This is a genomic window from Ohtaekwangia sp., from assembly GCF_036786105.1.
Taxonomy (GTDB): Bacteria; Bacteroidota; Bacteroidia; order Cytophagales; family Cyclobacteriaceae; genus Ohtaekwangia.
The window spans coordinates 12,657-27,348 of the sequence record NZ_DAIQRQ010000023.1 but is presented as its reverse complement, the minus strand read 5'-3'; the positions used below and the strand labels follow the sequence as shown (position 1 = coordinate 27,348).

Below are 14,692 nucleotides of genomic sequence, written 5' to 3'. Positions count from 1 at the left end.
AATGAGTTTGGGCACAAAGTTAAGAGGTTCGGGCCTAACCTCTTACAGGTGCCGGTACATTAGGCCAGAGTTTTTTCGCTGATGATCTCCTTGATGTCGGATATGATCTTTTTGGCGAGATTCTCTGCTTTAACTTCCATGTCCGACTCGGCATAAATGCGGATAATGGGCTCTGTATTCGATTTCCGCAGATGTACCCATTCTTTGTCGAATTCTATTTTCACGCCATCAATCGTGTTAACAGGTTGCTTTTTATACTTTGTTTTCACTGCCTCCAGCACTTTGTCTACATCGATATCCGGTGTTAATTCTATTTTATTCTTGGAAATAATATAGTTCGGATACGTAGATCTCAATCGCGATACGGTCATCTCTGTTTTCGCAAGGTGTGTTAAGAAAAGAGCAATGCCCACGAGTGCATCACGACCGTAGTGCAGCTCCGGAAATATTACCCCTCCGTTGCCTTCGCCACCAATTACTGCGTTCGTGTCCTTCATCATGGTTACCACATTCACCTCACCAACCGCAGCAGCTGCATATTCACCGCCTGCTTTTTCGGTTACATCTCTTAGTGCACGCGTAGATGAAAGATTTGAAACAGTATTGCCTTTTTTCTTTTTACCTGCATTCAATACATAATCAGCAACCGCTACCAAGGTATATTCTTCACCGAAAGGAGTACCATCTTCACACACGAAAGCAAGTCTGTCAACATCCGGATCTACTACAATACCGAGATCATATTTCCCCTTCTTGATCTCTCGGCTTATATCGGTGAGATGCTCCGGCAGTGGTTCCGGATTATGGGGAAAATGTCCTGTTGGCTCGCAATACAATTCCTTTACTGATACACCCATTGCTTTAAGAAGCATGGGCACTGCTATACCACCGGTTGAGTTTACAGCATCCACCACCACTTTAAAGCCTTTGCTTTGTACGGCAGCAACATCTACCAGGGGAAGTTTCAAAATCTGATCGATGTGTATCTGCAGATAATTATCTTTCTTTTCATACTTGCCCAGTTTTGTTACCGGCGCAAATTCAAAATCTTCGTTCTCTGCAATCTTTAAAACTTCTTCACCGTCTTTGCCTGAAATAAACTCACCTTTCTCATTCAAAAGTTTAAGTGCATTCCATTGAATGGGGTTATGGCTTGCGGTGAGTATAATCCCTCCCGCTGCCTTTTCTGCAGGCACAGCAATTTCTACTGTTGGTGTCGTGGAAAGACCAAGATCAACTACATCAATACCCAAACCTTGCAATGTAGAAGTTACCAATGTGCTCACCATCTCGCCAGAGAGACGGGCATCGCGACCGATTACAACTTTTGTAGTACCTTTTTTCTTTTTGAGTAACGTGCCAAAAGCAGCGGCAAATTTTACAACGTCAACAGGCGTGAGGTTATCACCCGTTTTGCCTCCTATAGTACCTCGTATACCAGAAATCGATTTAATTAAAGTCACTTGATTGTACGTTTAGCGAGGGGCAAAAATAAGAAGAAATCTGTTGAGGTACGAGACCGTATTTATGAAGTATGATTTTGATTCCTGATTTTAGATTGTAGATTACTGCACGTTACTTTTGTTAATCAATTGAGTGTGAATTATGAAAAAAGTTTTGTCTGCACCGGACCCGACACGTGAAGAAAAATTAAAAGCTTTCGATCGCTTGCTCACCATCATGAATGAGTTGCGCGAAAATTGTCCGTGGGATAAAAAACAGACCTTGGAAAGTCTTCGACACCTCACTATTGAAGAGACGTATGAGCTCTCGGATTCCATTCTGGAAGGTGACCTGAAAGAGGTGAAGAAAGAATTAGGCGATATCCTGCTGCACATGGTATTCTATTCGCGCATAGCATCGGAACAAGGAGCGTTCGATGTGGCCGATGTATTGAATAGCATTTGTGATAAATTAATAGAGCGTCATCCACATATTTACAGCGATGTTGTTGCCAACGATGAAGAGACTGTAAAAGCCAACTGGGAGAAAATAAAATTAAAGACCGGCAATAAGTCTGTGCTGGAAGGTGTACCGAAATCACTGCCGGCATTGGTAAAAGCCATACGCATACAAGATAAAGCACGCGGCGTTGGCTTCGACTGGGAAAAGAAAGAACAAGTGTGGCAGAAAGTTGAAGAGGAGATGCAGGAATTTAAAAATGAATTCAATGCAGAGTCGAACGAAGCAATCAATAAAGAAAAAGCGATGGCAGAGTTTGGCGATCTTCTTTTTTCACTGGTAAACTATGCGCGCTTCATCAACATCGATCCCGAGGAGGCTTTGGAACGAACCAACAAAAAATTCATCAAGCGCTTTCAATACCTCGAATCAGAATCTGCCAAAGATGGTAAAGTAATGGGTGAAATGACACTCGCAGAGATGGATGTATATTGGGAGAAAGCGAAGAAATTGTGAACCGTTATCAGTTAATTTGTTAAACGTTAATAGTTGGTTGGTGTGGGATATGGCAACTAAATTTAGCACAGGTTTACAGAGAAAAAATTTCCCGCAGATCGCACAGATAAACGCAGATTAATATAGAAGAATATCTTTGTATAATTAGATTTTGCTTTTCCTGCTAAACGGATAACAATTAACTGCTAACGGTTTTAACGGTTCAGGCTCCAGCGCATCATAGGCCCGCTGGTCATGCTGGTAACAAGCGCCATGATCACCAACGACACAAAGACTTTTTCGTTGATCAATCCATTCTCGAGTGCTACCAGGCCCAAAATAATTTCCATAGCACCACGTGCACTCAGGCCGAAGCCTGCCGCCAGCGATTCTTTCCAGCTAAAGCCACCGAGCCGCGTACCGATACCGGCACCTAAAATCTTACCGACAAATGCTATGAAAATGATGCTTGTAGTTAACAACAGATCGAAGTTGGTAAAAAAGTTTACACGCAACCCGATAGACACAAAGAACAGTGGCGCAAATATGTTGTTGATAAACTGATGCACAATCTCTTTGGCTCGCTCTGAAAAATGCTCAGAATCACCCAGAGCAACGCCCATTATAAATGCTCCGAAAATAGCATGTATACCTATATATTCCGTAAACGCTGCTGCAAAAAAGCAAAGCGCCAATGATAACGACAGTACACCGCCCGGCCATGCCAGCTTTCTGTTTACCCAGGGGAGCACACGGTTGAGAAGTCCGCGGCCAATCGTTAACATCGATGCGGCAAATACCAACGTTAACACAATGGTGTTTCCAATAGGCATCTCACTACCTTTGCCGATCATACCCAGTATAACTGAGAACACCATCCAGCCGATCACATCGTCTACCATGGCAGAGGCCACTACGAGAAGTCCCATGCGCGACCGGAACATATTCAGGTCCATTAATATCCGAACTATAACAGGCAATGCAGATATAGCCATGGCGGTGCCCATAAAAAGTGCAAAGGTTAAATGCGCATGTGTATCGGCTATACCAAAAAACTCAGGGAACAGATATGGAAACACAAACCCTACCATGAACGGAATAACCAACCCGAACAAACTGGTTGCTATAGCCTGCGCGCCCTGCTGCCATACTATATGTAGATCTACTTCCAATCCTGCAATGAACAGCAACATCACTACCGCTACCTGCACCATTCCGGAGAGCACCGTGCCGGCTCCGCTCGGCACCGGGAATAAAGCATGAAACCATTCCGGTTGTATCATTCCCAGCACGGTAGGACCTAACAATATACCTGCTATAATTTCTCCTATCACAGCAGGTTGTTTAAATTTTCGGGCAAGCTCGGCAAACAGGCGCCCAGCCACGAGCATCATGCCTAACTGCATTAGCAGGTGCACGACATCAGCATGACCCAACCTAACCATGTTTTACCTCCTTCTTCATCGGTTCATGTTTATGCGGATGTACTACTAATAAATTGCAGGGCAAATCGGCAAATATATACTCAAGGTCATGCGGAAATACGCGATCGAACAAAGAGAACCTCCTCGGAAATGCACCTACCACCAGAAGATCGGCATGCTTGCGTTGGGCAAATTTTGCCAGTTCGAAACCGGATTTACCAGCAAGCATTTTAATATTTACTTTCAATCCTTCATGTGGAATGCAGCCCAGTATTTTTTCTACATTATCGATTTCATCTTTTACCAGGTTCTGTCGCAGAGTCTCGTATTCATCTTCTGAATGATGATCGGAAGCCGACATGGTAAGTCCATACATTTTTATTTCGCGCACAATGTGAAGCCAGGAGGCTTTGTCTTTAAGTCCGATGGTACATGCCGTGCGCACAGCATCTTCCACAAACGGGCTATCTTCGGCATTAACGACTATATCTTTAAAAGGACGTGGTGTGGTTAACGGATCGGTCAGCATTAATACTGAGCAGTCTGCCTTGCGCAAAATTTTTCGTGCTACGGTGCCGAGATAATATTGTACCAGGTTTTCTTTCTTGAGTGCTCCCGCTACCAGCAAGTCAACATTCTCACGTTTACATACCGCCAGTACACGTTCACTGGGTTTGCCATTTTCCCAGAGCACTTGCACATCTCTTCCGAGGTATAGATCAACACCCTTCAGAAGCTCATTCAACAACATGTTTTCTTTTTCGCCATAATCGCCAACGTGTATCAACAGGAGATTTGCATCCCACATTCTTTTCAGGCGCGCAGCTTCTGCCAGCAGGGCCGGGGTACGCGGCGAGAACGCCAGTGCGAGTGCTATTTTGCGAAACTGCATCATAAAGCGGTAAGATAACTGATTTTAACAAAGTCGTTGCAACACAAGGCCGCTCCTTTATAATTGCGAGACATACAGAGGCTATACCTTACTCCACAACAATTACTAAGTATATTTGGAATATCGCTTCAGATATTGATCAAGTTATTCTTTTACAATAACATATTTTATAAAAGTTACCAAAAGCAAGAGTATTCACATTCCCTGCTTTTTTAAATCGTTTCAAAATATGAAAAAACTTGCATGAATAATTGACCAGTCATTATCCAACAGTCTGGGTGATATAAATCGCTTTACTTTTGCATACGCTATTATTACTAGCAGGGCGAATGGCGCTGAAGAAAAAAATACGGGATTTGATCATTGGCGAAGAAAAGCACATTGAGTCGTGGGGCGAATACAAACAAGTGATGCTCTCCGGACAATTTGCATTACTAGGCATAGTGCTTTGCACCCTGTACCTGCTGATCGATATCTTTTCAGGTATCTATGTTTCCACACCTATTCTCTTCTGCACTATATTCTTTTTATCGCTTTCTATTTTTATTCACCGCCAGGGCGATCACTGCCTCGCCAATTATTTTCTGCTACCTACCATTAATATAGCAGTCTACTTATTTGCTTCGAGCGAGTCGCCTCACAATGGAACATTCATATTTTTTGTTGTTAATTCAGTGGCAGCATTTGCCGTATTCAATTATAAGCAACGGCTCATGTCTATTCTGTTCACTGTATTTACATATTTGCTTTTTGCGCTGGCGTACTTTGTAGATTTCAGTTTGTTGCCCAAACGCATCTATACAGAAGAGGTAATGCTCTTCAATCTCATTCTGAATTTTACCGTGGCACTTCCTGCTGTTACCATGTGCGTTTACTTGCTCATCAGCCTTAATCATTACAACGCCATTCAGTTGGTGCAAAGCAATGAAATGCTCACTAAGACAAACAAGGAACTTGATCGCTTTGTATATAGTACTTCGCACGATCTGCGCGCTCCGCTTACGTCTATCATGGGACTTTTAAATATTGCTGAGCGCACACAAAGTCCACAGGAGGTAAAGCATTATATGAGCATGATGAAAGATCGGATTCACTCGCTGGATAACTTCATCAAAGACATTACAGATTACTCCCGTAACAACCGCCTCGACATCACCCGCGAGAAAGTAAACCTCCACGACCTTGTTACCGAAATATGGGAAGGTTTAAAGTATGCACCGGAAGCAGAGCGAATCAATTTCCATGTAGAGATACCGGAAGGTACCATTGTGGAATCTGACAAGAACAGGCTTCGCATTATCATCGGCAACCTCTTATCAAACGCTATACGTTATCATGATCTGCGCAAAGAAGAAAGGTATATCCGCCTTCGCCATCAAATGAATGGACGCGTATTTTATCTGAAAGTGGAAGACAATGGACAAGGTATAGCTCCGGAGTATCAGGGCAAGATCTATGAGATGTTCTATCGCGGAAATGAAAAGTCAAAGGGCTCTGGCCTCGGGTTATATATTGTAAAGGAAACACTCATGAAGCTTTCCGGGTCTATCCACCTGGAATCGTCTCCCGGTATTGGCTCTACTTTTACTGTAAAGCTTCCCAAACGCCTCGTGTAAGTCCGGCCTGCTTCCTAACGGCCGGAAGGATAATATCATCTTCACTTCAAAAAACAAGGCCCAGTCAACTGCAGACTGTGGACTAATATTATCTTTGCCGACTATGGCAACACAAGAAGACAACCTGTTTAAAAATGTGATTGCCCATGCCAAGGAGTATGGGTTTATTTTTCCTTCCAGTGAAATTTATGACGGTCTCAGTGCAGTATATGACTATGGGCAAAACGGGGCCGAGCTAAAAAATAACCTGAAAGAATACTGGTGGAAGTTCATGACCTTGCTGCATGATAATATTGTAGGGATCGATGCCGCTATCTTTATGCACCCTACCACCTGGAAAGCTTCCGGCCACGTAGATGCTTTTAACGATCCGATGATCGATAACAAAGATTCCAAAAAGCGTTACCGTGCCGATGTACTAATCGAAGATGCCATCGCCAAGATGGAAGACAAGATCGACAAGGAAGTGGAGAAAGCAGCCAAGCGTTTTGGCGATGCTTTTAACCGCGAAACTTTTGTTACTACCAACGCTCGCGTACTGGAGTATCAGAAGAAGATCGATGAAACCAATGCACGCATGAAAGATGCGATGGGCAGTGGCGACATGGCTGCCATGAAGCAACTGATCATCGATCTGGATATAGCCGACCCTGTATCTGGCACGAAGAACTGGACGGATGTGCGCCAGTTCAACCTGATGTTCTCTACTGAAATTGGTTCCCTGGCAGACGAAGCCAACAAGATATACCTGCGCCCTGAAACCGCTCAGGGTATATTTGTAAACTTCCTGAACGTGCAGAAGACCGGCCGTATGAAGATTCCATTCGGTATAGCACAGATCGGTAAAGCTTTCCGTAACGAGATCGTAGCACGCCAGTTCATTTTCCGCATGCGCGAATTTGAGCAGATGGAAATGCAGTTCTTCGTAAAACCTGGTGAAGAAATGAAGTGGTACGAATACTGGAAAGCCAAACGCATGAAGTGGCACCAAACCCTCGGACTTGGTGCTGATAATTATCGTTACCACGATCACCTGAACCTGGCACACTACGCCAACGCTGCATGTGACATTCAGTTTAACTTCCCGATGGGTTTTAAAGAACTGGAAGGTATACACTCTCGCACTGACTTCGACCTGAAAGCCCATGAGAAATACTCTGGCAAGAAGCTTCAGTATTTTGATTCAGAAGATAATCAATCCTATATACCGTATGTTGTGGAAACATCGGTGGGACTGGATCGTCTCTTCCTTTCGGTGTTGTCTAAATCTTATTTTGAAGAAAAGCTTGAGGATGGCAGTGAACGGGTTGTGTTGAAAATACCGGCACCATTGGCTCCGCATAAAGTAGCTATACTTCCATTGGTGAAGAAAGATGGCCTGGCCGAAAAAGCAGAGGCAATTATGAATGATTTAAAGTACGATTTGCGTTGCTTCTATGAAGAAAAAGATGCGATCGGCAGACGCTACAGAAGACAGGACGCAATTGGTACACCGTATTGCATCACAGTTGATCACCAGACGATGGAGGATGATACCGTTACAATTCGCGATCGCGACACCATGAAGCAGGAGCGTGTAAAGATCACTGATGTAAAGACCAAGTTGATCGACACGTGCTCTATCAACAACCTGTTGCGTAAAATTTAATTTATCCAAACTCATTAACGATATATTTCAAGACAGCCACCTTACTCCAGGGTGGCTGTTATTATATAATAATTGTTTCCCACAGTTAAGCACAGATGCGTGCACACCCGATCACGCTCCCATTCTTCCAGCAGCTAACAGCCGGGAGCCAGTAGCCAAATATTCACACAAAAACTATACTATACCTAATCTAACCATGAATCCTATCCTGAACAAAAATCTCTTTTTTGTAAAAGAGCATGTAGGCATGTTCAAAGCCTCAAACAGCTTCGACATCTATGATCCGGAAACACAACAAATTATACTCAACTGTCGCGAAGAGAACCTGGGCTTTTTCACCAAGCTCTTCCGTTTTTCGGATTATAAACGGATGACTCCGTTCGACATCGAAATAAAAACTCCGCTCGGAGAAAAGATCGTCAGAGTAAGACGTGGCGTATCCTTTTTCCTTTCTACTGTAGAAGTGTTGGATGAAAAAGACCAGGTGATCGGAATGTTTAAACAAAAATTCTTTTCCATTGGTGGCAAGTTCGAAGTGCTGGATGCCAGTGAGCGCCCGCTTTGTATGCTAAAAGGAAAATGGACAAGCTGGGATTTCAAATTCATATCTGCCGACAACAAAGAATTTGCTTCCGTTACTAAAAAATGGTCGGGCCTCGGCAAAGAACTCTTTACGTCTGCCGACAACTATATTTTGCAGATCAGTCCCGAAGTGCCGCAAGATCATCCGCTACGTCAGTTAATACTGGCGGCTGTTATGTGCATCGACTTCGTATTAAAAGAGTAAAGCCAGGTCACCCGCCCTGCAGCCGGGCAGGTAAGTGCTTTTAAATTTTATATCTTGCGCGATGAACCTTCTGATATAGCGGAAGGTCATCGCTTTTTTTATTTCCATGAACTGGCAATCTCTTCTCTCTTCCCAACGGGCAGGATCGAAACCTACTTCTTCTGAGGCTTCGCGCAGCGCTTTCGAACAGGATTACGATCGTATTATTTTCTCACATCCGTTTCGCAGGCTGCAGGATAAAACACAGGTACATCCTTTGCCGGAACATGACTTTGTGCACACGCGCCTTACACACTCGCTCGAAGTATCGAGTGTGGGCCGATCGCTCGGCAGAAAAGCCGGTGATGTGATTGTACAGCGGCATCCTCCCTTAAAAGATAAATTTTCACTTTTTGATTTCGGTGCCATTGTAGCCGCTGCTTCGCTGGCGCACGATCTGGGCAATCCTCCATTCGGTCATGCCGGTGAAGATGCGTTGTCTGATTTCTTTCTCGAGCATGCTTATGGTAAATCTTTTCAGAATAAAGTAACCGAAGCAGAATGGAACGACCTGTTGAAATTTGAAGGTAATGCACAGGGCTTTCGCATCATCAACAGCAATCAGTATGGATTAAAGTTGACACTGTCTACTCTGGGTGCTTTTACGAAGTATCCATGTGCAGCATTTTTTCCGGAAAGAGATAAATCGAAAAAGAGCCAGAAGAAATTTGGTTTCTTTCAATCTGAAAAAGAAATATTCTCCACCACTGCAGCACAACTTGAGCTCACACCTGCGGGAGAAGATGTATGGCTTCGCCACCCGCTCACGTTCCTGGTAGAAGCTGCCGATGATATCTGCTATAGCATCATAGACCTGGAAGACGGCTGCCGCATGGGGCTGGTAAGCTATAACGACACGGTAGAGTTACTGGCCAATATTCTGCAGGAGAATTTTAAGCGAGAGAAACTGGACCGTATTGGCGGGCAGAATGAACGAATCGGTGTGCTCCGTGCCATGACCATCAATAAACTGGTAGAAGAATGCACCGAAGTATTCCTCGCGTATGAGAAACACATCCTCGATGGTTCATTCGATAAGGCATTGGCGGATCACTGCAAATCGAAAGATGCGCTCGAAAAGATAAGCGAGATATCGGTTGATAAAATTTACAGGGCCCGTCATGTAGTAGAGATCGAGGCCTCGGGCCATGAAGTTTTGCCGGGCCTGCTGCAGGAGTTTGTCACAGCCGGTGAGCATATCATGCGCAAGTCACCTTCACGCAAGTATAAGAATCTGGCGCTGCTGCTTCCGGTGGAGATGAGAACCGAGATTGAACAAGGTGTAAGCACCTATGAGATGTTGCGCATTGTATTGGATTTTGTTTCCGGGTTAACGGATCGCCATGCGCTTTCGCTATACCGAAGAATTAAAGGTATAGCGCTATAAATGTGTAAAGACTGCAGATAAAAAATTGTTCCGGCACTCGTATTGTACCGGAACAATTTCGAAAGGAAATTAACTTTTACTGGCCTTCTTCATTTTCTTGTCAGCACGTTTTTCTTTCAACGTCTTGGCAGGCTTCTTTTTAGTTTCCTTCCTTGCATCTTGTGATTTTGCCATAGCTAAAGATTTTTTGTGTATTCAAAAATAATAAACGCTGCGGGCTTTATCCATCAATCAGCCCTGAACTTTTAATGCAACGAAAATACAAGCCTATACATACGAAGCGATTACAGGTACCGTTTGTGTTAACCGGATCGCCACCAATCCTACCCCTGAGCTGCTGATTTTTTTGTTAACCTCGGAAAAAGCCAAAATTGATTAGCTTTGGCCTTTCTGAACTTGATACATCCCATTGATTATGTGGAATAGAGTTGCTCAATTTATTATTCGCTTCAGGCTGCCCTTAATTATTCTTATCGGACTCATTACTGTGGTGATGGGATATTTTGCATCGAGGGTTCAAATGAGTTATGAATTTGCCCGCACAGTGCCTCCTCACGATCCGGATATGATTCTCCTCAACAAGTTCAAGGCGCAGTTCGGAGAAGACGGCAACCTTATCGCCGTGGGCGTAAAAGACAGCGCGGTATACAAGCTCGACAATTTCAAAGCTTTCACGCAACTAACCCGTGACTTAAAAAGCATAGAGGGTGTAAATGAAGTCGTATCTCTTCCGGTAATCAAGATGATCCTGAAAGATACAGCTCAATCCAGGTTCTATCTCCAGTCAATATTTTCGGATACCGTGCAGCACCAAAAAACACTGGATAGTTTGCTTGCTCTCGCCTACAACCAGAAAGTATACATGGGCCACATTGTAAATCCGAACAATGGTGCTACCATGATGCTGGTATCGGTAAAGAAAGAGTATATGAATTCTTCCAAGCGCGAAGCCCTTGCACAATCGCTGCTGGATGCAGGCAAAAAATTTGAAGAGAAAACAAAGATACAACTTCACTATGCGGGGCTTCCTTTTATCCGTACGCTGGTGGCCAACCAGGTGCGCAAGGAGATGCAGTTGTTCCTCTATGCATCGGCACTTGTTACTGGGATTATCATGTTCCTGTTCTTCCGATCGTTCCGTGCTGTGATCTTTTCCATGATCATCATTGCTATTGTAGTGGTGTGGACACTCGGAACATTAACCATCTTCGGCTATAAAATTACGCTGCTCAGCGGTCTTATACCACCGGTAATTGTTACCATTGGTATTACCAACGCCATATACCTGCTCAACAAATATCACCTGGAGTTTGCCAAAACAAAAGATAAAATGAAGGCCATCTCCATTGTGGTGCAGAAAATGGGGCTTGCTACTTTCCTTACCAACCTCACAGTAGCGATTGGCTTCCTCACACTGCTTTCAACGGATATCATTATCCTCCGCGAGTTTGGTGTTGTGGCCGGTATAAACATTATGGTGTTATTTCTGGTGAGCCTCGTGATGATACCCAGTATATTTTCGTGGCTGCCAACGCCCTCTGAAAAACATTTGCGTCACCTCAACTTCAGGATCATGGGTGGCTTCCTCAAACTGATCGACCTGGCAGTGCATCGATACCGTGCACTTATCTACATAGCTTCTATGGGTATAGCTATACTCTCCGTGTACGGCATTATGCAGTTGCATTCCGTATCATATATGGTGGATGATATACCGGAAGAAAGCCAGATTAAAAAAGATCTTCATTTCTTCGAGCAGAACTTTAGCGGTATTATGCCGCTGGAAATTGTTGTCGAGTTCAAAACCAAAAAGAGAAGACCGGTGCTCGATGTAAAGAACATGGAGAGAGTGGAAGAGCTCGAAAACTTCCTCGACTCCCTTCCTGAAGTATCGAGGCCTATCTCCATACTGAGCCTTATTAAGGCATCGAAACAGGCGTTTTACAATAACAACCCTGCGCGATATTCGCTGCCTACCAAAAGTGAAGGCGCTTTTATACTTCGCTATATGAAAGGCCAGAACGATAACAGTGGTTTATTCAAATCTTTTGTTGATTCAACTTTTACCAAGATGCGCATATCCAGCCAGATTGCAGATATAGGTTCCGTAAAGCTGGACTCACTGGTGCACACGGTAATTGAACCCAGAATGAAATCAATATTTGTTTCTACCGAAAAAGATTCGGTGAAGACAGCCGTTACCGGTTCTACCAAGATCTTCATTAAGGGTAATAAATTTTTGATCGCCAACCTGCAGGAAAGTTTACTGCTGGCATTCCTCCTCATTACACTTTCTATGGCTATACTCTTTGCCAATGTGCGTATGATCATCATATCGCTTATTCCTAACCTGTTGGCGCTCATGATCACCGCGGGGTTGATGGGATACTTCGATATACCACTCAAGGCAAGCACGGCTCTGATTTTCAGTATTACCTTTGGTATTTCGGTAGATAATTCCATTCGCTTCCTGGCCAAGTATCGCCAGGAAATATTGGCGAACAACTTCTTTATTCCGGTGGCTGTAAGCGATGCGATCATGGAAACAGGCAAGAGCATTATTTATACTTCCATCGTGCTCTTTGCAGGCTTCATTATCTTTACCTTCTCTTCTTTTGGTGGAACAATAGCGCTGGGATTGCTTACTTCGGTAACGCTGATCATTTCCATGTTCACCAACCTGATTCTACTGCCTGCCCTGATCATGACTTTCGATCGCCCAAAGAAGCGCAAGGACGATCACCAGTTGATCGATGAGTTCGATCACACATTTTATGGTGAGTCAGAAGACGAAGAGATCGACCTGGACAAGATTAAAATTCACAACCGGCACTCTGCAGCAGAATAAAATCGATGCCTCTTAAGCCCAAGGCCTTGAATAATACGGGGCGGGCTTAAAATCATACTTCTTACTTCGTAATTCGTAATTATCTTTGCGCTCTTATCGAAATACAGACGCTATTTTTTTAGGCAATGGCAGGAAATTACAAAGAGTTTAAAGAGTTAAGTTTTGCCCGCATCGCAGATGAAATCCTTGATTTCTGGAAGCGAGAGCAGGTTTTTAAAAAATCTGTGACCCTTCGCGAAGGTTCTCCGTCCTTCACGTTCTACGAAGGGCCGCCATCGGCCAATGGCACACCGGGCATTCACCACGTAATGGCCCGCACTGTAAAAGATATCTTCTGCCGTTACAAAACGCTGCAGGGTTTCCAGGTAAAACGCAAAGGAGGCTGGGATACACACGGACTTCCGGTGGAGCTGCAGGTTGAAAAACAACTCGGTATTACCAAAGATGATATCGGCAAAAAGATATCCATCGAAGATTATAACAAGAAGTGCCGCGAAACGGTAATGATGTATAAAGATCAGTGGGACGACCTGACTACCAGGATGGGTTATTGGGTTGATCTCGAGCATCCGTACATTACTTACGAGAAGGAATATATCGAATCGCTCTGGTGGTTGCTCAAGCAATTCTATAACAAGAAGCTGTTGTATAAAGGTTACACCATTCAACCCTATTCACCCGCTGCGGGTACCGGCCTCAGCTCGCACGAACTTAACCTGCCGGGTTGTTATAAAGATGTGAAGGATACTTCCATTGTAGCGCAGTTTAAAGTAACGAAGGACTCGAAGTCAGAATTTCTATTCAATAAGCCTGCCGGCGATGTATTTATACTCGCCTGGACTACCACACCGTGGACGCTTCCTTCAAACACATCGCTGGTAGTGGGAGAGAAAATTACCTATGTGCAGGTAAATACATTTAACCAGTACACACATAAGGCTGTAAGTGTTGTGCTCGCAAAGGATTTGCTCGGCAAATATTTCAGCGAAAAGAACAAGGACCTCAAACTGGAAGACTACAAGCCTGGCGATAAAGCTATACCGTATAGCATTGTGCAGGAATTTAGCGGCAGGCAACTGCTGGGTGTAGCATACGAACAACTGATGCCCTACCTGCAGCCGCTCTACGACGCAGAGAAAGCATTCAAAGTAATTGCCGGTGATTTCGTAACCACAGAAGATGGTACGGGTATCGTGCACAGCTCACCAACCTTTGGCGCAGACGACTTCCGTGTTGCCAGGCAAAATGGAGTTCCTCCTGTTACACTGAAAGATGAAGCTGGCAACGAAGTACCTACAGTAGATAGAAAAGGAAAATTCGTTACCGCGATCGGGCAAAAACTGCAGGAAGGCGTGGCGAAATTCAGCATCAAAACGCACAAGCCTTTAGGTGGCGATGATTTCTATGTAAAGAATTATACGAATGAAGATGAGAGCAACCCGGATTACAAGAACACCGATGTAATCATCTCGATTATTCTGAAAGAAGAAAATAGAGCTTTCAAAGTAGAGAAGTACGAGCACACGTATCCACACTGCTGGCGTACAGATAAGCCCGTGCTATACTATCCGCTGGATTCATGGTTTATCAGAACCACGGCGTTGAAAGATAAAATGGTGGAGCTCAACAAGACCATCAACTGGAAACCGGAGTC

The 14,692-nt window shown here is 44.1% G+C and carries 10 protein-coding genes; 7 read left to right on the top strand and 3 right to left on the bottom strand.

Translation table 11 applies throughout. The features are described from left to right. Window positions 1-59: 59 nt before the first annotated feature. Window positions 60-1,463 (bottom strand): phosphoglucosamine mutase, encoded by a 1,404-nt coding sequence (gene glmM / locus V7Q33_RS11605; RefSeq protein WP_331982578.1) that lies wholly within the window; start codon window positions 1,461-1,463, stop codon window positions 60-62. Between the two features lie 142 nt (window positions 1,464-1,605). Between glmM and mazG the strand changes: the two genes are divergently transcribed. Continuing rightward, a complete protein-coding gene (gene mazG / locus V7Q33_RS11600; protein ID WP_331982576.1) occupies window positions 1,606-2,418 on the top strand; it encodes a nucleoside triphosphate pyrophosphohydrolase in 813 nt (270 codons plus the stop codon). Between the two features lie 194 nt (window positions 2,419-2,612). Here mazG and V7Q33_RS11595 read toward each other — a convergent pair whose 3' ends face one another. Both V7Q33_RS11595 and V7Q33_RS11590 read right to left on the bottom strand, forming a co-directional pair. Beyond that, a complete protein-coding gene (locus V7Q33_RS11595; protein ID WP_331982574.1) occupies window positions 2,613-3,842 on the bottom strand; it encodes a cation:proton antiporter in 1,230 nt (409 codons plus the stop codon). Then, window positions 3,835-4,716, bottom strand: a complete 882-nt coding sequence (locus tag V7Q33_RS11590; RefSeq protein WP_331982572.1) for a universal stress protein — start codon at window positions 4,714-4,716, stop codon at window positions 3,835-3,837. The genes V7Q33_RS11595 and V7Q33_RS11590 overlap by 8 nt, the downstream gene beginning before the upstream one ends. Window positions 4,717-5,042: 326 nt before the next feature. On the opposite strand from V7Q33_RS11590, the gene V7Q33_RS11585 reads away from it, so the two are divergent. The 6 genes from V7Q33_RS11585 to V7Q33_RS11560 all read left to right on the top strand — a co-directional run. Then, window positions 5,043-6,329, top strand: a complete 1,287-nt coding sequence (locus V7Q33_RS11585; protein ID WP_331982570.1) for a sensor histidine kinase — start codon at window positions 5,043-5,045, stop codon at window positions 6,327-6,329. A gap of 103 nt (window positions 6,330-6,432) precedes the next feature. Continuing rightward, window positions 6,433-7,977 (top strand): glycine--tRNA ligase, encoded by a 1,545-nt coding sequence (locus tag V7Q33_RS11580; protein WP_331982568.1) that lies wholly within the window; start codon window positions 6,433-6,435, stop codon window positions 7,975-7,977. 196 nt (window positions 7,978-8,173) lie between these two features. Beyond that, on the top strand, window positions 8,174-8,764 hold the full coding sequence (locus V7Q33_RS11575) for a phospholipid scramblase-related protein (RefSeq protein WP_333819938.1): 591 nt from the start codon (window positions 8,174-8,176) through the stop codon (window positions 8,762-8,764). Between the two features lie 106 nt (window positions 8,765-8,870). Next, on the top strand, window positions 8,871-10,190 hold the full coding sequence (locus V7Q33_RS11570; RefSeq protein WP_333819937.1) for a deoxyguanosinetriphosphate triphosphohydrolase: 1,320 nt from the start codon (window positions 8,871-8,873) through the stop codon (window positions 10,188-10,190). Between the two features lie 415 nt (window positions 10,191-10,605). After that, window positions 10,606-13,038, top strand: a complete 2,433-nt coding sequence (locus V7Q33_RS11565; RefSeq protein ID WP_333819936.1) for an efflux RND transporter permease subunit — start codon at window positions 10,606-10,608, stop codon at window positions 13,036-13,038. 125 nt (window positions 13,039-13,163) lie between these two features. Next, window positions 13,164-14,692: class I tRNA ligase family protein (locus V7Q33_RS11560; RefSeq protein ID WP_333819972.1), on the top strand; the 1,529-nt coding region annotated here is incomplete at its 3' end.